This is a genomic window from Sporosarcina soli, assembly GCF_042655805.1.
Taxonomy (GTDB): Bacteria; Bacillota; Bacilli; order Bacillales_A; family Planococcaceae; genus Sporosarcina; species Sporosarcina soli.
Genome location: NZ_JBHSNO010000005.1, coordinates 256,555 through 277,986, shown reverse-complemented (window position 1 = coordinate 277,986; position 21,432 = coordinate 256,555). Strand labels below are relative to the sequence as shown.

General features: G+C 45.0%; 18 protein-coding genes. All 18 read left to right on the top strand.

Going from position 1 to position 21,432, the window contains the following annotated elements; genetic code table 11:
• The first annotated feature begins 1 nt into the window (after position 1).
• The 18 genes from yfmH (at position 2) to miaA (ending at position 21,391) form a co-directional block, all read left to right on the top strand.
• Positions 2-1,300 carry an EF-P 5-aminopentanol modification-associated protein YfmH gene (gene yfmH, locus ACFPRA_RS05685; RefSeq protein ID WP_381431606.1) on the top strand — a complete coding sequence of 433 codons (1,299 nt, stop codon included), beginning with the start codon at positions 2-4 and terminating at the stop codon, positions 1,298-1,300.
• Positions 1,297-2,031, top strand: a complete 735-nt coding sequence (gene ymfI / locus ACFPRA_RS05680) for an elongation factor P 5-aminopentanone reductase (protein WP_381431604.1) — start codon at positions 1,297-1,299, stop codon at positions 2,029-2,031. Before yfmH ends, ymfI begins: the two co-directional genes overlap by 4 nt.
• Before the next feature lie 352 nt (positions 2,032-2,383).
• Positions 2,384-3,181 carry a DUF3388 domain-containing protein gene (locus tag ACFPRA_RS05675; RefSeq protein ID WP_381431602.1) on the top strand — a complete coding sequence of 266 codons (798 nt, stop codon included), beginning with the start codon at positions 2,384-2,386 and terminating at the stop codon, positions 3,179-3,181.
• Between the two features lie 16 nt (positions 3,182-3,197).
• Positions 3,198-4,097, top strand: coding sequence for a helix-turn-helix domain-containing protein (locus ACFPRA_RS05670; protein WP_381431600.1), 900 nt, complete (start codon positions 3,198-3,200; stop codon positions 4,095-4,097).
• A gap of 46 nt (positions 4,098-4,143) precedes the next feature.
• Positions 4,144-4,722 (top strand): CDP-diacylglycerol--glycerol-3-phosphate 3-phosphatidyltransferase, encoded by a 579-nt coding sequence (pgsA, locus tag ACFPRA_RS05665; protein ID WP_381431598.1) that lies wholly within the window; start codon positions 4,144-4,146, stop codon positions 4,720-4,722.
• Between the two features lie 15 nt (positions 4,723-4,737).
• Entirely contained in the window at positions 4,738-5,985 is a 1,248-nt protein-coding gene (locus ACFPRA_RS05660; RefSeq protein ID WP_381431596.1) for a competence/damage-inducible protein A, read from the top strand.
• Between the two features lie 222 nt (positions 5,986-6,207).
• The gene (gene recA / locus ACFPRA_RS05655; protein WP_381431595.1) at positions 6,208-7,269 is read left to right on the top strand and encodes a recombinase RecA; all 1,062 of its coding nucleotides are present in this window, start codon (positions 6,208-6,210) and stop codon (positions 7,267-7,269) included.
• A gap of 232 nt (positions 7,270-7,501) precedes the next feature.
• Positions 7,502-9,058 (top strand): ribonuclease Y, encoded by a 1,557-nt coding sequence (rny, locus tag ACFPRA_RS05650; RefSeq protein WP_381431594.1) that lies wholly within the window; start codon positions 7,502-7,504, stop codon positions 9,056-9,058.
• Positions 9,059-9,186: 128 nt separating this feature from the next.
• Entirely contained in the window at positions 9,187-9,984 is a 798-nt protein-coding gene (locus tag ACFPRA_RS05645; RefSeq protein WP_381431593.1) for a TIGR00282 family metallophosphoesterase, read from the top strand.
• An 86-nt stretch (positions 9,985-10,070) separates the two neighbouring features.
• Positions 10,071-10,337 (top strand): stage V sporulation protein S, encoded by a 267-nt coding sequence (locus ACFPRA_RS05640; protein WP_381431591.1) that lies wholly within the window; start codon positions 10,071-10,073, stop codon positions 10,335-10,337.
• 211 nt (positions 10,338-10,548) lie between these two features.
• Entirely contained in the window at positions 10,549-12,090 is a 1,542-nt protein-coding gene (gene miaB, locus ACFPRA_RS05635; RefSeq protein WP_381431589.1) for a tRNA (N6-isopentenyl adenosine(37)-C2)-methylthiotransferase MiaB, read from the top strand.
• Entirely contained in the window at positions 12,090-12,521 is a 432-nt protein-coding gene (locus ACFPRA_RS05630) for a YlbF/YmcA family competence regulator (RefSeq protein ID WP_381431584.1), read from the top strand. The genes miaB and ACFPRA_RS05630 overlap by 1 nt, the downstream gene beginning before the upstream one ends.
• Before the next feature lie 122 nt (positions 12,522-12,643).
• Entirely contained in the window at positions 12,644-13,222 is a 579-nt protein-coding gene (cotE, locus tag ACFPRA_RS05625) for an outer spore coat protein CotE (protein ID WP_381431582.1), read from the top strand.
• A 201-nt stretch (positions 13,223-13,423) separates the two neighbouring features.
• A complete protein-coding gene (gene mutS / locus ACFPRA_RS05620; protein ID WP_381431580.1) occupies positions 13,424-15,991 on the top strand; it encodes a DNA mismatch repair protein MutS in 2,568 nt (855 codons plus the stop codon).
• Positions 15,992-15,996: 5 nt separating this feature from the next.
• Positions 15,997-17,859 (top strand): DNA mismatch repair endonuclease MutL, encoded by a 1,863-nt coding sequence (gene mutL, locus ACFPRA_RS05615; protein ID WP_381431577.1) that lies wholly within the window; start codon positions 15,997-15,999, stop codon positions 17,857-17,859.
• A gap of 34 nt (positions 17,860-17,893) precedes the next feature.
• Positions 17,894-19,534: a glycerol-3-phosphate dehydrogenase/oxidase gene (locus ACFPRA_RS05610; RefSeq protein WP_381431575.1), complete on the top strand. Its 1,641-nt coding sequence runs from the start codon at positions 17,894-17,896 to the stop codon at positions 19,532-19,534.
• Positions 19,531-20,451, top strand: coding sequence for an alpha/beta fold hydrolase (locus tag ACFPRA_RS05605; protein ID WP_381431573.1), 921 nt, complete (start codon positions 19,531-19,533; stop codon positions 20,449-20,451). Before ACFPRA_RS05610 ends, ACFPRA_RS05605 begins: the two co-directional genes overlap by 4 nt.
• Positions 20,444-21,391 (top strand): tRNA (adenosine(37)-N6)-dimethylallyltransferase MiaA, encoded by a 948-nt coding sequence (miaA, locus tag ACFPRA_RS05600; RefSeq protein WP_381434756.1) that lies wholly within the window; start codon positions 20,444-20,446, stop codon positions 21,389-21,391. Before ACFPRA_RS05605 ends, miaA begins: the two co-directional genes overlap by 8 nt.
• The last annotated feature ends 41 nt before the right edge of the window (positions 21,392-21,432 follow it).

Genomic DNA, 21,432 nt, shown 5'->3' with positions numbered 1-21,432 from the left:
GATGGAAAAAATTCAGTTCGATCATTTACAAGAAACACTTTATAAAGAAACATTAGCTAACGGTTTAAATGTGTATATTTTACCGAAGCGTGGCTATTCCAAAACTTTTGTCACGTTCACAACCAATTATGGATCTATCGACCGGACTTTCGTTCCGCGTGGAAGTGAAGAAGAATTGACGGTTCCAGATGGGATTGCACATTTCTTGGAGCATAAATTATTTGAAAAAGAAGACGGGGATGTTTTCCAGAAATTTAGTGTGCATGGTGCATCCGCAAATGCGTTCACTTCATTCACTAGAACAGCCTATTTGTTCTCTGCAACAGATAAGCTGTATGAAAATACAGAGATTCTTCTCAATTTCGTACAGGAACCTTATTTTACAGAAAAGACGGTAGATAAGGAAAAAGGGATCATCGCGCAAGAAATTACGATGTATGATGATCAGCCGGATTGGCGACTGTATTTCGGCACAATTGAGAACTTATATCATGAACATCCCGTGAAAATTGATATTGCGGGCACGGTCGAGTCGATTCAAGATATTACCGCTGAACATTTGTATGAGTGTTATGAAACTTTCTACCACCCATCCAATATGGCTTTGTTTGTCGTCGGTGCGGTGGATCCGGACGAGATGATGGACTTTATCAAAAAAAATCAGGACACTAAAAAATTCAAAGAGCCGGCGGAAATCATCCGCAAATTCCCTGATGAAAAAGAGACGGTTGCAATAGCGGAACGGTCGCTTGCGATGGATGTGTCGAAACCGAAATTGAATATCGGCATGAAGTGCACAAAGACCGACATTGAAGGAGAAGAAATGCTCATTCAAGAATTATCATCTGGGTTAGTGCTCGATATTCTATTTGGCAGATCATCTGATTTCTACACAAAGACATACAAGGAAGGACTGATTGACGAATCCTTCTCGTATGATTTCACAATGGAAAAAGGTTTTGGTTTTGCGATGATCGGATCAGATACGGAGCAACCTGAAGCATTGGAGGCTGAAATCCGTAAAACGATCCGTGAAGCAGTGGAAAACTGGTCGATTACAGATGTTGAACTGGATCGGATGCGCAAGAAGAAAATCGGGCAATTTATGCGTTCGTTGAATTCCCCTGAGTTTATAGCAAATCAGTTCACGCGCTATGCGTTCAATAAAATGAACTTGTTTGACGTTGTTCCTACGCTAGAAAAATTGACCGTTCAAAATTTGCAAGATGCGTTTGCAACCTTTGTAGATGAAAGCGGCTATACAGTCTATTCCATCGTTCCGGCAGAACCTACACAATGACAAAGCTGCGTTTTTGTGTCGTACTCGGTGCGTCTGGGGATATCGGTAAGGCGATTTGCCGAACCCTGGCCGCATCAGGATGGCCGCTCTATTTGCATTACAACGGAAACCAAAACAGCGTGTTGATGTTGCAATCCGAATTATCCGAACGGTATCCTGAATTGGAATTTAGGACGGTTCAAGCCGATTTTCATAAGGGAGATGGCGCAGAAATACTTGTGCAACAAGTTCGTCATGTTGGTGCTGTTGTTGTTGCAAATGGCCAGTCGATGTATAAGTTGTTGACGGACACGACTGCAGAGGATATGGAAGTACTGTGGAAAGTCCATATGCAAAACCCTGCACGCTTCATCGGGCTTGTGTCATCCCAGCTACGCCGATTTGAAAAATCGTATGTGGTCCTGATTGGTTCCATTTGGGGGAATACAGGGGCTGCGGGGGAAGTGATGTATTCCGCAGTGAAAGGGGCCCAGCATGCATTTGTCAAAGCTTATGCGAAAGAGGCCGCTTTTTCAGGTATCCGCGTTAATGCGATTGCGCCAGGATGGATTGAAACCCGTATGAACGATAATATTCCAGCTGAAGAACGTCAACTGGTCATAGACGAAATTCCACTCATGACGACAGGAAAGACGGAAGATGTTTCGGAGGCTGTCAATTTCCTTCTGAGTGGCAGGGCGGATTATATGACAGGTGAGATTTTGAAATTGAACGGCGGCTGGTATATTTAACTTGCTTCGGCAGAAGTCCCACACTTCTATAAGTGGCGGGATGAATGCCAAAGTGTATTTCAATCAGAGGGATTCCGAACTCCCTGTAGCTGACGCTTCGCTTTCAGTACAAAAAAATTTGCTGATTAGAGGAACTCAGGCTAAGGCACCGGCCATTAGAAAGCGCAATTCAAAATCTGGACGCAATTACGCCAAGGCGTAATTGATTGAACTGGAGGGAATGCATCTCTCCTTTTTTCTTTTCATCGTGAGTTTTATCCGTTATTATAGAACTAAGTTGTTTCACGTGCGTCCTATAGTAAGAGGTTGTTGCAAAATGGAGTAAAATTTTTTTGTCAAAGGGGTGTGTCAGATGGGTGAATGGTATTTGGAATACGAAATCCAAGTGAACCGTCCCGGCCTTCTCGGAGATATTTCATCATTGCTTGGGATGCTCCGGGTCAATATCGTGACGATCAATGGCGTAGACGACGGGCATCGAGGCATGCTTTTGCGGACCGACAATGACGATCAGATTGAACGTTTTGAGATGATTGCTTCTACGATGGATACGATTCAAGTCAAGAAGATTCGCGAACCGAAGTTACGGGATATACTGGCATTGCGACATGGACGGTATATCCAGCGTGATGCGGATGAGCGGAAGACATTCCGATTTCTGCGGAGTGACCTTGGAATCCTGGTCGATTTCATGGCTGAAATTTTCAAACAGGAAGGTCATAAACTGATTGGTATCCGTGGAATGCCGCGTGTCGGGAAAACGGAATCAGTGGTTGCCGCAAGCGTTTGTGCCAGCAAGAAATGGATATTTCTTTCATCAACGATGATTAAACAGACGGTACGAAATACGTTGATGGGCGATGAATTTTCGGAGCAGAATATTTTTATTTTGGATGGAATTGTGACGCGGCGGGCAGAGGATGAGCGTCATATGCAACTTGTCAGGGAAATGATGCGTATGCCATCTATTAAAGTGGTAGAGCATCCGGATATGTTTGTACAGCATTCCGAATATGACATTGAAGATTTTGATTATATTATTGAATTACGAACCGATCCCGATCAGGAAATTACATATGATATGATGGAGAAAAACCATATGATGTCCGACCGGGGGGCCATGGGGGGATCGGGCTTATTCAACTTTTAATAGGCAGGTGTTTTTGGTGACCGGATTAGGTGATCGTCTCAAAGAGGCGAGAACAGCAAAAGGATTTACATTGGATGATTTACAATCGATAACGAAAATACAAAAACGATATTTGTCTGGTATCGAAAATGAAGATTATAGCATGATGCCTGGATCCTTCTATGTGCGTGCCTTCATCAAGCAATATGCGGAGGCAGTCGGACTGGATCCTGATGAAATGCTTTCTTTATACAAGGACACGTCTTCTACTTCGGCACCCGAAGAAGAAAAAGGACAAATCAATTCACCTACATTGACGCGGAAAAAGGGTCTCAAAGTCAATAATCAGTTAAATGAGATGTTGCCAAAAATTATTGTTGCCCTCTTTATTATCGTTATTATCGTTGTTGCTTGGTATCTATCGCAGCAATCGGCGTCTAAAAATCCGATTACGGATGTCGAAACGGAACAGCCGCCGATCACGATGGAAAATAGCAAGAAGGATCCCCAAGATCGTGATCAAAATCAATCGGATGGACAGAAAATAGAAGAACCGAACGAAGAAGAGGAGCCAGTCGAAGAAGAGGAAGAACCGGAAGTGCCTCAACAAACGCTCGCTTTTGAAAGTGCAAGTGGAGAAACATCGACTTATGGACTGACAGGAGCGGAAGAATTCCAACTTGAAATACGCTTAACCGGTGGGTCGTGGATCGGGGTTCGGGATAATTCCGGAAAAGAATGGATGACTCCTGCGCGAATTATGAATGCTGGAGATATCATCCAATACGACTTGACGGCGACCGATCAGGTGAGGATTCGCGTGGGGCGCCCGATGTCAACTGAAATCTATGTGAATGGTGAATTGCTAGAATACGGTGTTCCACCGACGGCGACTGATCCGCAAAACATTGTGATTGAATACAGAAAACAGCAATAGTCATCTACATCAGATGACTATTTTCTTTGAAAGGACAGATGTGCATATGAATTTGCCGAATAAGATTACCGTTTCCCGTGTGTTGCTCATACCGGTATTCATGGTTTTCATGCTTGTTGATTTCGGGTTTGGCAGTGTGACAGTAGCAGGTACGGAACTGCAGACGGGACATTTGATAGGCGGCCTTATATTTATTTTTGCTTCGGTTACAGACTGGTTGGATGGCTATATTGCCAGAAAAAATGGACTGGTTACGAATATGGGGAAATTCTTGGATCCGTTAGCGGATAAATTGCTTGTTTCCGCTGCACTTATTATTCTTGTTGAATTGGGGACCGCTCCTTCTTGGATCGTCATCATCATCATTAGCCGAGAATTTGCAGTGACTGGCCTTCGCCTCATATTGGCAGGGGGCGGGGAAGTGGTAGCCGCGAACCAACTCGGAAAAATCAAGACAGTCGCTCAACTATTAGCCATCGTATTTCTGCTTCTCAACAATATCTTCTTCGAATCGCTCAATATTCCTTTCGGAGAGATAATGCTGTATATCGCACTCGTTTTCACCATCTGGTCAGGAGTCGATTATTTTTATAAAAATAGACGTGTATTGCTAGATTCGATGTGAGGGGGCCATCCTATAATGAAAGCTGAAATCATTGCAGTCGGTTCCGAGTTATTACTCGGCCAAATTACGAATACGAACGCCAAATTCATCTCTTCCAAGCTTGCGGAAATTGGTATCGATGTCTACTATCAGACTGTGGTTGGTGACAATCCGACCCGTTTGAATGAAGTGTTGGAAATTGCTCAAAAGCGGGCCGATGTTCTGATCTTCACCGGCGGCTTGGGGCCGACAAAGGACGATATGACTAAAGAGACGATCGTGAAGCATATCGGCACAACGCTTGTCAGCGATGAGGATGCGCTCCGCTATATTCAGCAATATTTTGAACGTAGTGGTCGGGTCATGACAGAAAATAATAAGAAACAAGCACTTGTTTTCCAAGGGGCGACCGTTTTGCAAAACCGGAAAGGAATGGCTCCGGGAATGGCAGTTGAAAAAGACGGCGTTCATTATATTTTGCTACCCGGTCCCCCACACGAAATGGAACCGATGTTTACGGACGAAGCCATGCCTTATTTACTTGGTGCGTTAGGAAAAAAAGAAGTGATCATTTCTCGCGTATTAAAGTTTTATGGCATCGGGGAAGCGGAGCTGGAAAATCGTGTCCAATCCATTTTGGAAAGGCAGACAAATCCGACAGTCGCTCCATTGGCCACTGCAGATGCCGTCACATTACGCATCACAGCTAAGGCTGATACAGAAGAAGAAGCATTGGCGCTCATTGCGCCCGTAGAAACTGAAATCCGCTCGATTGTCGGGGAATATATTTTCGGAACGGATGAAGATACATTATCCTCGAAAGCTGCAGAGCTCCTGCTACGCAACGGCTGGACGCTTGCGGCGGCGGAAAGTCTAACTGCCGGTTTATTCATGGCTGAACTAGCCGATGAACCGGGGATTAGCGCATCCCTTCAAGGCGGTGTAATCGTCTATAATGAGGATGCAAAAATGGAACAGCTTGGTGTAGAAAAGGCTTTACTTGACGAATATGGTGTCGTCAGTGCAGAGTGCGCCGCTTCGCTTGCTTGGAACGTTCAGCAAAAATTTGGTACAGATATCGGCGTTGGTTTAACTGGAGCGGCCGGACCGGATCCTCACGGCGGTCAACCTGCAGGCACAGTTTGGATAGGGATTGCTTTTAAGGAAGAAGAGCCAGTTACATTTAAACTGTTCCTATCAGGACTAAGAAATACCAATCGCCGTCGTGCGGCAAGGTTTGCTTTGTATTATCTCGTCAAACATTTGATGGGGAAAGAAGGGTAACATTAAAATTTGTGCTTTATTCTCAATTAAAAATGAATTATCTCCCCGATTCTCACTTACAATTTCAAAGTACGAAAATAAAACGAATAAGCGTTCGCTTTTTGATTGAATATTTCTCAATGATGAAGTATAGTAGAGATAGAAAGAAAAGCGCAGGTGATTATTAGACGCCTGAAGTCTGGAAAAGTAAGAAAACAGAACATCATCTAGGGAGGAAATAATTTGAGCGATCGTAAAGCTGCATTAGATATGGCGTTAAAACAGATTGAAAAGCAATTCGGGAAGGGCTCCGTTATGAAACTCGGAGAAAAAACGGATCGGGAAATTTCCACATCTTCGACCGGTTCCCTTGCACTTGACGCTGCACTTGGAGTAGGTGGATATCCAAGAGGACGTGTCATCGAAATTTATGGACCTGAAAGTTCAGGTAAAACGACAGTTGCCCTTCATGCTATTGCAGAAGTACAAGCATCCGGAGGACAAGCGGCATTCATCGATGCGGAACATGCGCTTGACCCTGTTTATGCACAAAAATTAGGGGTGAATATCGATGAATTGCTTCTTTCCCAACCGGATACAGGGGAGCAGGCACTTGAAATTGCCGAAGCACTCGTTAGAAGTGGTGCGGTCGATATCATCGTTGTCGACTCCGTAGCTGCACTTGTACCGAAAGCGGAGATTGAAGGGGAGATGGGTGATTCGCACGTTGGATTACAGGCACGTCTGATGTCCCAAGCATTGCGCAAACTTTCCGGGGCAATCAATAAATCCAATACAATTGCTATATTCATCAACCAAATCCGTGAAAAAGTGGGCGTTATGTTCGGTAACCCGGAAGTGACTCCGGGAGGGCGAGCGCTGAAATTCTATTCTTCTGTGCGTTTGGATGTACGACGTGGCGAAGCGATTAAACAAGGCAACGATATTGTCGGGAACAAAACGCGTATCCGCGTCGTGAAAAACAAAGTTGCACCTCCATTCCGGACGGCTGAAGTGGATATCATGTACGGAGAAGGGATTTCCAAGGAAGGGGAAATTATCGATCTCGGTGCGGAACTTGAAGTTGTTCAAAAGAGTGGTTCTTGGTATTCATATGAAGGAGAACGACTCGGACAAGGACGTGAGAACTCGAAGCAGTTCCTGAAAGAGAACCCTGATATCCGTTCAGAAATCGCCAACAAGATTCGTGATTCATATGGACTGGCAAGCGCAAACTATGTGATTGCGGGACATGATGAGGATGACGAGGAAGAAGAATTGGCATTGTTGCTAGATAAAGAATAAGTCTATCCGCAAACCGATTGTTCCAGCATAGGGGCAATCGGTTTTTGGAGTATAAAATTATTGTTTGCCAATAATGCCCTTCCGGGACTTGTGAATCCTTGACAGGGCATTTTTACACGGATACAATTAGAATTGTATAATTTCACATCAATGAAATGATTTTGGCAGTATGTTGTATTTTGATATACGAGCCGACTGAAAATGAAAAGAATAGCAGGAGGAGGTGACCTGGATGCCAGAAATTATCATCTCCGCTTTGCTCGGTCTGATCGTCGGTGCCGTTGTTATCTATTTTGTTTTTAAGAAAGTGAACGATTCAAAAGTGACGGGTGCCAAACACTCGGCAGAACAAATCGTCGAAGAGGCGAAGCGGGAAGCGGAGGCTATGAAAAAAGAGGCACTACTGGAAGCGAAAGATGAAACTCACAAACTGAGAATTGAAGCGGAGTCAGAGATCCGTGAACGAAGGGCTGAACTACAAAAGCAGGAAAGCCGCCTTTTGCAACGGGAAGAAAATCATGACCGCAAGGATGATGCTCTCAACAAAAGAGAAGCGGGTCTGGAGCGTAAAGAAGAAGCGCTTACCGGAAGACAACAGCATATTGAACAGATGGAACGCAAGGCGGAAGAACTAGTGACCGCTCAACAGACGGAACTGGAAAGAGTTTCTGCCATGACACGGGATGAAGCAAGAAACCTCATCCTCAGAGAAGTGGAACAGGAGCTTGCAACAGATATCGCCGTCATGACGAAAGAATCAGAATTACGTGCGAAAGAGGAAGCGGACAAGAAATCACGTGAAATCCTATCGCTTGCATTACAGCGTTTCGCGGCAGATCATGTGGCTGAAACGACTGTCTCTGTCGTCAATTTACCAAACGATGAGATGAAAGGACGTATTATCGGCCGTGAAGGAAGAAATATCCGTACGCTCGAAACGTTAACGGGAATCGACCTGATTATCGATGATACGCCTGAAGCGGTTATTTTATCAGGCTTTGATCCGATCCGCAGGGAAACGGCTCGTCTTGCATTGGAAAAACTTGTGCAGGATGGACGAATTCACCCGGCACGTATCGAAGAGATGGTCGATAAGTCGAGACGTGAAGTGGATGAGTTGATTCGCGAAACAGGTGAACAGACGACATTCGATGTTGGAGTCCACAATCTTCATCCGGATCTTATCAAAATCCTTGGTCGACTGCGTTTCCGTACGAGCTATGGTCAGAACGTCTTGAAGCATTCAACCGAAGTGGCTTATCTAGCTGGATTATTGGCAGCAGAACTCGGAGAAGACGTGACATTGGCAAGGCGTGCAGGGCTACTCCATGATATTGGTAAGGCAATCGATCATGAAGTCGAAGGGAGCCACGTCGAAATCGGTGTGGAACTTGCAACGAAATACAAAGAGCATCCGGTGGTCATCAATAGTATTGCATCCCACCATGGAGATGCGGAAGCGACATCGGTTATCGCTGTACTCGTTGCAGCAGCGGATGCCTTGTCGGCTGCAAGGCCTGGGGCTCGCAGTGAAACGCTTGAAAACTACATTCGAAGATTGCAAAAACTGGAAGAGATTTCAGAATCCTACGATGGTGTAGAGAAATCATTTGCTATCCAAGCGGGTCGTGAAGTCCGTATCATTGTACGGCCTGACCAGATTGATGATATCACCGCGCATCGTTTAGCAAGGGATATCCGAAAACGGATTGAAGAAGAACTCGATTATCCAGGTCATATTAAAGTGACGGTAATCCGGGAGACACGTGCGGTCGAATACGCAAAATAAAACCAAACGTGTAGGGTACCCGGGACCCAGATGTCGAAAAAGTTCCTAGGTGTAGTTGATAATTGAAAAAAGGGGCTTCCGTGAGCTTTGGTCCGGAAGTTCCTTTTTTATATGAAAGAGGTTTGAACATGAAAGTATTATTCATAGGTGATATCGTTGGTTCACCAGGACGTGAAATGGTGTTTGATTATTTGCCGCGTTTAAAAAAGAAGTATACGCCTGATGTCGTCATAGCAAATGGGGAAAACGCGGCCTCTGGACGGGGCATTACAAAAGCGATCTTTGATGATTTGCTCCGTACCGGAGTTGATGTCGTCACGATGGGGAATCACACATGGGATCAGAAAGAAATCTATGACTTTATCGATGATACGGATTATTTGATCCGTCCTGCAAATTTTTCGGATGAAGCGCCAGGAAAAGGGATGACGACGATTTCACGTAACGGTGTAACGTTATCAATCATCAATTTACATGGCCGGACATTCCTGCCCCCGCATGGCGATCCGTTTCAAAAGGCGGAAGAGTTAATTGCGGAAGCGAAAGAAATATCTCCACTCATCTTCGTAGATTTCCATGCGGAAGCGACGAGTGAAAAAATAGCGATGGGATGGCATCTCGACGGTAAGGCTTCCGTAGTTGTCGGCACCCATACACATGTTCAAACAGCGGATGATCGCATTTTGCCAGGAGGCACTGCTTATCTGACGGATGCGGGCATGACGGGCCCTTACGACGAAATACTCGGCATGAAAAAAGAAGATGTGATCTATCGTTTCCGGACGAATTTACCTGTTCGTTTTGAAGTTCCGAAAAAAGGACGGGCACAGTTGAACGGACTTTACGTAGAACTTGACGATCGTACAGGCAAGGCGCTCCATGTTGAACGAATTGCTATTAGCGAAGATCGTCCATTCAAGGGATGATTGGCGTCTAAACATCGACTCCGTTTCATATGATGGTCTATGGAGATAGCCGTTCCATAGACATCGGAAAATAAGGAGGAGTCATATTGAATCCATTGAAAGTATCGTCTCGCTCGAATCCGAATTCTGTTGCCGGCGCACTTGTCGCAGTTATTCGGGATCAAGGCTATGCTGAAATGCAGGCAGTAGGTGCTGGAGCATTGAACCAAGCGGTAAAAGCAGTAGCCATTGCACGGGGCTTTGTCGCCCCAGGCGGTGGGGATCTTGTCTGTGCCCCTGCATTCACGGACATTGAGATTAATGGAGAAGGACGCACGGCTTTGAAATTATTCGTTGAAAAGCGCCCACGCTAATCGTGTATAATCAAGACCACGGGAATCGAAAATTCCCGTGGTTTTTCGTGTGCTCTGTGACTGTCACATTTAGGTAGGCGCCATTTGCTTGTAAAGATACGTGTGACAAACAACCGACAAAATGGTGTCTCCTTGTACAGAGACGCTAAGTTTAAGTATAATGAGTCTATATGCACTCAAATCCCGTAGATGTAGGAAAGGGGACTTTTTTATGAACGAAGAGCAACGCCTGAAGGAAGGCCTTGTGAAACCAATTTTGACAAAACCGGTGGAAAAAGATTATAGCCAATACTTTCAAACTGTCTATACACCACCTTCATTAAAAGAAGCTAAAAAACGTGGGAAACAAGAAGTCGCTTATCATGACGATTTTCAAATCGATGAGCAATTCCGCAATATGGGAGCCGGTCGGAAGTTTTATATCCGGACTTATGGCTGTCAGATGAACGAACATGACACGGAAGTGATGGCCGGTATATTCATGGGACTCGGATACGAGCCGACGAATACAGTGGAAGATGCAAACGTCATTTTATTGAACACATGCGCCATCCGTGAAAATGCTGAAAACAAAGTGTTTGGAGAGTTAGGACATCTGAAGCCGCTGAAACAGAGGAATCCAGACATTCTCATCGGCGTTTGCGGTTGTATGTCACAGGAAGAATCGGTGGTCAATAAAATCTTGAAGACGTATAACCAAGTCGACATGATTTTTGGGACGCATAACATTCATCGATTGCCGAATATTTTACATGAAGCATATCTATCGAAAGAAATGGTCGTCGAAGTTTGGTCGAAGGAAGGGGACATCATTGAAAACCTTCCGAAAGTGCGGCACGGTAACATTAAGGCTTGGGTGAACATTATGTACGGCTGTGACAAGTTCTGTACGTATTGTATCGTACCGTATACGCGTGGGAAAGAACGCAGTAGAAGACCAGAAGACATTATACAGGAAGTCCGGCACTTAGCTGCACAAGGTTATCAGGAAATCACACTGCTCGGCCAAAATGTCAATGCGTACGGAAAAGATTTTGATGATATTCAATATCGTCTTGGCGATTTGATGGATGAGTTACGTAAAATCGATATTCCTAGAATTCGTTTTACAACTAGCCATCCCCGTGACTTTGACGATCATCTCATCGAAGTGCTGGCTAAAGGCGGTAATCTGGTTGACCATATTCATTTGCCTGTTCAATCCGGTTCCAGTGATATTTTGAAAATCATGGCTCGAAAATATACAAGGGAACATTATCTGGAACTTGTCCGGAAAATAAAAAAAGCGATTCCGAATGTCACGTTAACGACGGACATCATCGTCGGATTCCCGAACGAAACGGACGAGCAGTTTGAAGAAACGTTATCCTTGTATGAGGAAGTCGGATTTGATACGGCCTTCACTTATATCTATTCCCCACGGGAAGGTACACCTGCGGCGAAAATGAAAGATAACATCCCTATGGAAGTGAAGAAAGAACGTCTACAACGGTTAAATAAGCTCGTGAATGACATGTCTGCCGAGGCGATGAAACCGTATAAAGGAAAAATCGTGGAAGTGCTCGTTGAAGGGGAAAGTAAGAAAAATCCGGACGTTCTAGCAGGCTATACGGAGAAAAACAAACTTGTCAATTTCAGGGCGCCTCAATCCGTCATCGGGAAAATTGTTCAAGTGAAAATTACGGAGGCCAAAACATGGTCGCTCGACGGTGAGTTTATAGGCGCCGTGGAAAAGGAAAAGGTGATATTGTAATGGAAAAGCTCTACACAAAAGAAGAAATCATTGCAAAAGCACGGGAAATTGCGGGGATGATTGCAAATACCGAGCAAGTTGAATTTTTCAAACGAGCGGAAGCTCAAATCAATGAAAACCAGAAAATCCGTGAAAACATTGCAAGTTTGAAATCATTGCAAAAGCAGGCGGTGAATTTTCAACAGTATGGAAAAGAAAAGGCATTGAAGATCATCGAAGAAAAAATCGATAAAATCCAAAATGAAATCGATGATGTGCCAATCGTTCAGGAATTCAAACAGTCTCAATTTGAAGTGAATGATTTGCTACAGCTGGTATCGAATACAATCGCCAACAGCGTCACGGATGAAATCATCAAATCGACCGGCGGAGACATTAGACGTGGCGAAACTGGTTCTTATGTGAAAAATACAACATATAATAAAATGTAATAGGCAAAAGAATCGGCGGAGTTAAATTTTCTGCCGATTTTTTTCACTCTCTGGGCTCTTGTTGCATAGGATGAATTGAAGCGAATGGAGGAGGAATCAAGCTGAAAAATTTACGCCAGATTGTGACGAAGGCGGTTATTGCCAAAGGAAAGAAACGGACCGAATCGACTGTAACGCTGAAGCCGCCGAATTGTCCTACGAGCATTCTCGGTTGCTGGATTATCAACCATACGCATTCAGCGAAAAAGAGTGGGAAGTTCATTGAGGTTACAGGGAAATTTGACGTCAATGTTTGGTATTCCCATCACGATCATTCGAAAACTTCCGTTTTTACAGAGTCTGTTCCGTACAAGGATCGAATTCGTCTACATTATCGTGATGAACCTGTATCCGGTCAGGAAGAAGTTCTGGTAGAAGTCATTCAGCATCCGAATTGTACAGAAGCGATCATTTCAGACTGCGGAGAGAAGTTCGAGATTACGGTTGAGCGTGAATTACTTGCCGAAGTGGTCGGAGAAACGAAAGTATGCGTGACGGTCCATCCTCATAATTTTGAAGAGGAATGGTCGTTCAATGATGAATCATCATCCCATGATCATGGCGACGGTCATGGTAAAGGACATGGGCACGGTCGTCATGAAGCGCAAAGTCAAGGACCTGACCACGAGCATAAAAAAGGGAAAGATCCATCGCCATTTTGAGAGCCGGAATCCACCACCGGCTTTTTTCTTGTTTGCTTTGTAAAATTTCTTCAAAGGGCGAAGAAATTTTACAAACCGAACTCAAGATATGTTTGTATAATTTCTTTAAAGAGCAAAGAAATTATACAAAGCACAGGCCCTTCGTTGCCTGTGCTTTGATATAATATAAACAACATCAATAAAAAGTAGTGAGGTTGACTAATGACAGGACATACACCAATGATTCAACAGTATTTACAAGTGAAAGCGGAGCATGAAGATGCTTTTTTGTTTTTTAGACTAGGGGATTTTTATGAACTATTTTTCAAAGATGCAGTAGAAGCATCGCAAATTCTGGAGATTACGTTGACAAGCCGTGATTCGGCGGGCCCTGATAGAATTCCGATGTGTGGTGTTCCCTACCATTCCGCGGCAGGATATATTGAAACACTTGTCCGACAAGGCCATAAAGTAGCCATTTGTGAGCAGACTGAAGATCCGAAGGCAGTGAAAGGGATTGTCAAACGGGAAGTCGTCAAAATCATTACACCCGGCACGATGATGGAAGGGAAGACCGTTGATGCGAATACGAATCACTTCATTGGATCGATCGATCAGCTTGATGGGGGATTCTATGCACTCGCTTATTTGGACTTGGCGACGGGTGAAGGCAAAGTGGAGCGTGTCGAGGGGGACGAGCGAACGCTAATTGCCGAAATCGAAGCGCTTGGGATGAAGGAAGTCGTCGTTGATGAGCGTCTGCATCTCGCATTGAGTGATAGTATGGCGAAACGGGGCATCATGCTATCAATTGAATATGGAGAAAGTGAAGCAGACACGGAGAACCTATTCGGCGCAATCCCTTCCACATTGAAAGACGCAGGTACGATGCTCTTCTCTTATGTGAAACGGACACAAAAGACGGCACTTGATCACATCCGACCGTTCGAATTCATCCAAAAACAGACGAAACTATCGATTGATGCCAATTCTATGCGCAACTTGGAACTCGTCCAATCTATCCGGAACGGCACGAAGGAAGGGACTTTATACTGGCTTCTCGATGAAACAGTGACTGCGATGGGTGCGCGAAAACTGAAAATGTGGATTCATCAACCATTGGCGGATAAAAGGATGATCGAAAACCGACTGGATACTGTAACAGAACTGATTGAAGCGTATTTTCTGCGAGATGAATTGCAGACGAGCCTGAAAGAAGTCTATGACTTGGAACGGCTTGCTGGCAGAATTTCCATGGGGAGTGCAAGTGGACGGGACCTTGCCCAACTAAGGAACTCACTCCGTCGGATACCGGCCATTCAAAAAGCACTGCATGAGTCGGACTGGCCGTTGCTACGCGAATTTTCCAGTCGCATCGATACATGCGATGAAGCTTTGGGAATGCTTGAAGCTGCCATTGCTGAAAATCCTCCGCTCTCTGTGAAAGAAGGCGGCGTCATCAAAGACGGGTATGATGAAAAATTGGACCAATACCGCGATGCTTCCCAAAATGGCAAGGCATGGCTTGCTGAATTGGAGCGTGAGGAACGTGAGCGGACAGGCATTAAAACATTGAAAATAGGGTATAACCGGGTATTCGGCTACTTTATCGAAATTACGAAATCCAACATCCATCTTGCTGATTTGGAACGTTATGAACGTAAACAAACTTTGGCCAATGCAGAACGGTACATAACGCCAGAATTGAAAGAAAAAGAAGATTTGATTTTAAACGCGGAAGCACAAGGGTTGGAACTCGAATATGTGCTATTCACTACGGTCCGGGACGCTATGAAAACCTATATTAGACAGATTCAACAACTGGCAAGTGTGCTTAGTGAACTGGATGTCCTCCTTTCATTTTCCACCGTGTCGGAAAAACGGAATTATGTTAAACCAGTTTTCCATGATGGAAAAGCACTGGAAATCAAAAATGGGCGTCATCCGGTCGTTGAAAAAATGATGGATCATTCTCTGTATGTACCGAATAACTGCAAATTAACGGAAGAGGCCAATATGCTTCTGATTACCGGTCCAAATATGTCAGGGAAAAGTACGTTTATGCGGCAAGTGGCATTGACGGTCGTCATGGCGCAAATCGGTTGCTATGTCCCTTGTGATCAAGCGTTGCTTCCCGTTACCGATCAGATTTTCACAAGAATCGGTGCTGCGGATGACCTTGCATCCGGTCAAAGTACATTCATGATGGAAATGATGGAATCGCAGCACGCCATCGCTAATGCAACCGAGCATAGTCTGTTGTTATTCGATGAAATCGGGCGAGGCACGTCCACTTATGATGGGATGGCTCTTGCACAAGCGATGATGGAGCATATTCACAATGAAATTGGTGCAAACACATTATTTTCTACTCATTATCATGAGCTGACGAATTTAGATGAAGAGCTATCAAGACTCGAAAATGTTCACGTTGCCGCGATGGAGCAGGATGGTAAGGTCGTTTTCCTCCATAAGGTGATGGCAGGGGCTGCGGATAAAAGCTACGGGATTTACGTCGCGGATTTAGCCGGCCTTCCCGCGCCTCTTCTTGATCGAGCGAAAAGTTTATTGATGACATTTGAAAGCAAGGAAAAAATGATGGTGCGGGAAGCAGAACCACAGCAATTGACGTTTTTTGATCTTCAACAAGAGGAGCAGGAAGTCCATTCGAAAGAAGAACAGGAAATTCTTTCCGGATTGAGTGATGTAGATGTCTTGAATATGACACCAATGCAAGCATTGCAATACATCCATGAATGGAAAGAAAAGCTCCAATCTAGGAAAGGGTGAGACCGATGGATATTATCAAAGTGATGGATGACTCGCTGTCCAATAAAATCGCCGCGGGAGAAGTGGTAGAACGTCCTGCATCCATCGTAAAAGAGCTTGTTGAAAATGCGATAGATGCAGAAAGTACAGTCATTGAAATCGCATTGGAAGAAGCCGGTCTCCTATCCATACGGGTGACGGATAATGGAAAAGGGATGTCGAATAAAGACGCTGTCCAGGCGTTTGAACGACATGCCACGAGTAAAATCCATAACGAGCATGATCTGTTCCGCATCCGGACACTCGGTTTCCGTGGGGAAGCGCTAGCGAGTATTGCCTCTGTCTCCAAAATTATGCTGTGGACTTCAGACGGCGAAACGGATGGTGCGGAAGTTCAACTGGATGGGGGACGACTGCTCGAACATCGGAACGCCGCTTTTCGGAGAGGGACCGATATAACGGTTTCCCAACTGTTTTACAATACACCGGCCCGCTTAAAATATATGAAAACAATCCAGACAGAACTCGGGCATACGATTGACTTGGTCAATCGGCTTGCACTGAGTCACCCGACCATTGCGTTCAAACTGACTCATTATAGTCAAGTATTGTTGCAGACATCGGGAAGCGGAGATCAACGCCGTGTTTTGTCCGACATATACGGTATGGCCGTTGCACGTAAAATGGTCCCTTTTGCAGGTGCAAATGCAGACTATAAAGTAGATGGCTATGTAACCTTGCCGGAAATGACACGTGCTTCTCGAAATTATATAACGCTCATAGTAAATGGCAGATGGGTGAAAAGTCATGCGGTAAATCATGCGATTTTAGATGCTTTTCATACTTATTTGCCGATTGGGCGATTTCCCATTGCAGTAATCAATGTCGAAGGGGACCCCTATTTGACCGACGTCAATGTCCATCCTTCCAAACAGCAAATCCGGATGAGTAAAGAAGGGGAACTGCTGACGCTTATGAAAGAGGCGATTCAGCAAGCCATCCGAAAAAGTATCATTGTACCCGATGCCATCAAAAAAGAACCGGTACAAAAAAGCCGATCAGAACAAGTGAAAATGTGGGATCAAATCAAACCGGAACGCCCGGTTACGATTCCGCAACAGCCGGTGCCCAGCTTTGAACGACCAGAACCAGAACCGGCTATCTCTTCCCTTTCCCCTTCAACTTCGGAGGAATCCGAGCCTGACATCTACACTCCAACAGATTTGCAGGAGGAAGAGGCGCCTTCAGTCGTGAAGGAAATGATGGAAGTTCCGGAGGAAACCGTGCAGGAAGAGACAGAGAACCGCTTCCCGGACCTCGTTCCCATCGGACAAGTGCATGGCACCTACATTGTCGCCCAAAACGAAGACGGTTTTTTCATGATTGACCAACATGCGGCGCAAGAACGTATAAAATACGAGTTTTTCCGGGGAAAATTAAGTACACCGGATCATGAAGAACGGCAATTATTGCTCATACCGCTCATGCTCCATTATTCGGCGGATGATAAGGCAAAAATTGAAGAAAATCTGTCCCTACTAGAAGATGTCGGCATTTATTTAGAGGAGTTCGGACCGTCCACTTATGCAGTGAAAGAATATCCGGCATGGTTTCCGGCAGGAGAAGAAACGGCCATCATCGAAGAGATGATTGAGCAAGTATTGACAACACGTAAAATTGATATCGGTAAATTGCGAGAGGAAGCGGCCATTATGATGAGTTGTAAACGGTCCATCAAAGCCAATCACCATTTGACAATGGCAGATATGGAAAGACTGTTGAACGATCTATCGGAATGCGAGATCCCATTCACTTGTCCACATGGTCGACCAGTGCTTATTCATTTCACGACATACGAACTTGAAAAAATGTTCAAGCGGGTCATGTAAAGGTATCTTGAACTGACATTAAGGGGTGGGACGGATGTTATCAGCGATTACGAGACCAAAAACAAGGCAGTTTATGGGAGAATACGAATTTGATTTGCTCATTATCGGTGGAGGGATTACAGGGGCAGGAATTGCACTCGATGCCGTGACAAGAGGATTATCTGTGGCGTTGATTGACATGCAAGACTTTGCTGGCGGTACGTCTAGCCGTTCGACGAAATTGATTCATGGCGGTTTACGCTATTTGAAACAATTGGAAGTCAAGATGGTTGCCGAAACGGGACGGGAACGGGAAATCGTCTATCAGAATGCGATGCATGTAACCAAGCCGGAAAGAATGCTCCTTCCCTTTTATCAATCCGGCACGTTCGGTAAATACACGACGTCTGCCGGATTACTTGTCTATGATTGGCTCGCTGGCGTAAAAAAAGAGGAACGGCGTGCAATGCTGACAGCGGAGGAAACGATCGAAATGGAACCGCTTGTGAAACGGCAGGGTCTCCTGGGCGGCGGTCATTACGTGGAATACCGGACGGATGACGCAAGGTTGACGATAGAAATAGTGAAAAAAGCGGTTCAAAAAGGGGCATTATGTCTGAACTATGCTAGGGCAGAAAAATTTCTTTACGACAATGGAAAAGTAATTGGAGTCGTTGCGCAGGATATCCATCAAGGGGGAACTTTTCCTATACATGCAAAACATACCGTCAATGCAACGGGTCCATGGGTGGACGATGTGAGAAACGAAGGGGATATTTCTCATTCTAAAAAGTTGCGTTTGACGAAAGGGGTACATATCGTTGTGGATCGCTCTGTTTTCCCTTTACAGCAAGCCGTCTATTTCGATGCGCCAGACGGCCGGATGATCTTTGCGATTCCACGCGATGCAAAAGCTTATATCGGAACGACGGATACGTTTTACGATAGTGATCCCCAAACACCGTTTGCCACGGAAGAGGATATCCGCTATCTCCTTGGCACCATCAAAAATATGTTTCCGAAAGTAGTCGTCAATAGGCAACATGTCGAGTCGACTTGGGCAGGTATTCGACCGCTTATCTATGAAGAAGGCAAGGATCCATCGGAAATTTCGAGGAAGGATGAAATTTGGGAAGCGGAAAGTGGGCTGATAAGCATTGCGGGGGGCAAGTTGACCGGTTATCGGAAAATGGCCGAAACGGTTGTAGATGTCGTTGTTAGCAAATATCCTCGGCATCATTACGGACCTTGCGTAACAGAGCATCTACCATTATCCGGCGGCGATTTCGGTGGCATTGAAAAATATCAGGCATTCCTTGCAAGTAAAACGCGCGAAGCCGCATTATTTGGTTTGGCGGAGGAAGAGGGAAAAAGGTTGTCCGCATTTTACGGTACGAATGTCGATATGGTGTTCACTTATGCACATGCATTGCAAGGCGATGATTTTGATCTTCCGACAGTAGTGAAAGCGGAAATTTTCTATGCAGTGCATCATGAAATGGCTCTTACTCCCTCCGATTTTTTAATTAGAAGAAAAGGTGATCTCTATTTTAACATCGCATTTGTGGAATGCTTGAAAGAACCGATTACAGCATTTATGGGGCGGCTTCTCGACTATGATGATGACGAAAAGCGACGTCATTTGCATGAACTTGATATGCATATCGCTAGAGCGAAAGGAGACGTGCGGCAGTGAAGGAATGGACCATTGAAATGACTGACAGTTTTTCAATCCATGCGTTCGCCTTACTTCCAAAGGGCGATCCGCTTGGGCATATCCATCTGCTGCATGGGATGTCTGAGCATATTGCCAGGTATACGGAATTTGCACAATTTCTCGCTAGTAAAGGCTATATCGTTTCGGGGCATGACCATCGCGGCCACGGGAAGACAGCTGAAAAAAATGGTGTTAAAGGGCATTTTGCAGATGAAGGCGGATTTGAACGTGTCGTACAGGATGCCTATGAAGTGATTACACAGTTAAGGAGAAAATATCCAACTTCTCGACTTGTCCTATTCGGCCATAGTATGGGATCATTTGTTGCACGCAGATATGTTCAACTACATGGGGCAGAAGTGGATCTCGCTATATTTTCCGGGACGGGTGCCGATCCGGGCATCATGCGTTTTGCAGGCCAGGTCGCCGCTTATTTACATGGGAAAAGGAAGGGATTCGATCAGCCGGATCATTTTCTAAACAAACTTGTTTTCGGCGGATTCAATAAGTCAGTGAACCACCCGAAAACACCATTCGATTGGTTATCGACGGATTACGATGCGGTTGAAAAATATTTGACCGATCCGGCTTGTGGAATCGTGCCAACGACCCGATTTTTTGCAGATTTATTCGAAGGGCTCGGGACGATCCATGCTGCGGAAGAACTAAAGAAGACCCCTAAACATTTACCGATACTATTGTTTTCAGGCAGCGAAGACCCGGTAGGCGATAATGGAAAAGGGATATGGCGTGTAGCCAAACAATATAATCATGCGGGTATCGAACAAGTGACAGTGCTATTATTTGAAGGGGGCAGACATGAAATGCTCCATGAAAAGAATCGTCAACATGTTTTCGAAACCGTATATGACTGGATTGATAAAGAACATGAATGAAATGACTGAAGTGATCGCCATTGTGGGTCCGACCGCGTCAGGCAAGACGGCGTTAAGCGTCGAACTGGCAAAGGCGATCGGAGGCGAAGTGATCAACGGCGATGCCATGCAAGTGTATAAAGGACTGGATATCGGTACGGCGAAAATTACGGAAGATGAAATGGATGGTGTTCCCCACCATTTGTTTGACGTGAAGGAACCAGACGAGCCATTTTCCGTTGCGGCTTATCAAACGGAAGTCCGCCATTGGATCAACGAGATACGAAGTCGTGGGAAAATGCCGATCATTGCAGGCGGAACAGGCCTTTATGTGCAAGCAGTACTGTATGATTTTCGCTTTACAGAAGAAGCGGCAGATCTTGAAGTAAGAAACCGTTTGGAAAAGGAATTGAAGGAAAAGGGAGCGGAACAGCTATATGAACGGCTGAAGCGTATCGATCCGAAAAGTGCGGAAAAAATCCATCCGAACAATCATCGAAGATTAGTTCGGGCATTGGAAATCATCGAAGTGACCGGGCAAACAAAAGATGAACAAGAAAAAGATGCCGGACATGCACCGCTCTATAATCATTTTCTCGCCGGTTTGCACATGGATCGAGACGTACTCTATGAGCGAATCGATTTACGTGTCGACCTCATGATGGAAAAGGGACTGCTCCAAGAAGCACAGCGGTTATGGGATGAAGGCATTCGAGATGTCCAGTCCGTCCAAGCGATCGGCTATAAAGAGCTTTACCAATATATTGAAGGTACGCTAACATATGAAGAAGCGGTTGATTTGATCAAGAAAAATACCCGCAACTATGCGAAGCGGCAAATGACGTATTTTCGAAACAAACTCGATGTTTCTTGGTATGAAGCAGAATGGGGAACTGCAGAAATTGTACAAAGAATCTTAACGAATTTGAAGGATTATGAAAATTCAAAGCGAATAAGATAAGTGGAGCAGGAGAAATAGAGGACATCAACAGGAGGATTCCG

What these genes read in the sequence shown, in the direction of transcription:
- yfmH (WP_381431606.1), top strand. Translation starts at nt 2, where the DNA reads ATGGAAAAAATTCAGTTCGATCATTTACAAGAAACACTTTATAAAGAA.
- ymfI (WP_381431604.1), top strand. Translation starts at nt 1,297, where the DNA reads ATGACAAAGCTGCGTTTTTGTGTCGTACTCGGTGCGTCTGGGGATATC.
- ACFPRA_RS05675 (WP_381431602.1), top strand. Translation starts at nt 2,384, where the DNA reads ATGGGTGAATGGTATTTGGAATACGAAATCCAAGTGAACCGTCCCGGC.
- pgsA (WP_381431598.1), top strand. Translation starts at nt 4,144, where the DNA reads ATGAATTTGCCGAATAAGATTACCGTTTCCCGTGTGTTGCTCATACCG.
- ACFPRA_RS05660 (WP_381431596.1), top strand. Translation starts at nt 4,738, where the DNA reads ATGAAAGCTGAAATCATTGCAGTCGGTTCCGAGTTATTACTCGGCCAA.
- rny (WP_381431594.1), top strand. Translation starts at nt 7,502, where the DNA reads ATGCCAGAAATTATCATCTCCGCTTTGCTCGGTCTGATCGTCGGTGCC.
- ACFPRA_RS05645 (WP_381431593.1), top strand. Translation starts at nt 9,187, where the DNA reads ATGAAAGTATTATTCATAGGTGATATCGTTGGTTCACCAGGACGTGAA.
- miaB (WP_381431589.1), top strand. Translation starts at nt 10,549, where the DNA reads ATGAACGAAGAGCAACGCCTGAAGGAAGGCCTTGTGAAACCAATTTTG.
- ACFPRA_RS05630 (WP_381431584.1), top strand. Translation starts at nt 12,090, where the DNA reads ATGGAAAAGCTCTACACAAAAGAAGAAATCATTGCAAAAGCACGGGAA.
- mutS (WP_381431580.1), top strand. Translation starts at nt 13,424, where the DNA reads ATGACAGGACATACACCAATGATTCAACAGTATTTACAAGTGAAAGCG.
- mutL (WP_381431577.1), top strand. Translation starts at nt 15,997, where the DNA reads ATGGATATTATCAAAGTGATGGATGACTCGCTGTCCAATAAAATCGCC.
- ACFPRA_RS05610 (WP_381431575.1), top strand. Translation starts at nt 17,894, where the DNA reads ATGTTATCAGCGATTACGAGACCAAAAACAAGGCAGTTTATGGGAGAA.
- miaA (WP_381434756.1), top strand. Translation starts at nt 20,444, where the DNA reads ATGAATGAAATGACTGAAGTGATCGCCATTGTGGGTCCGACCGCGTCA.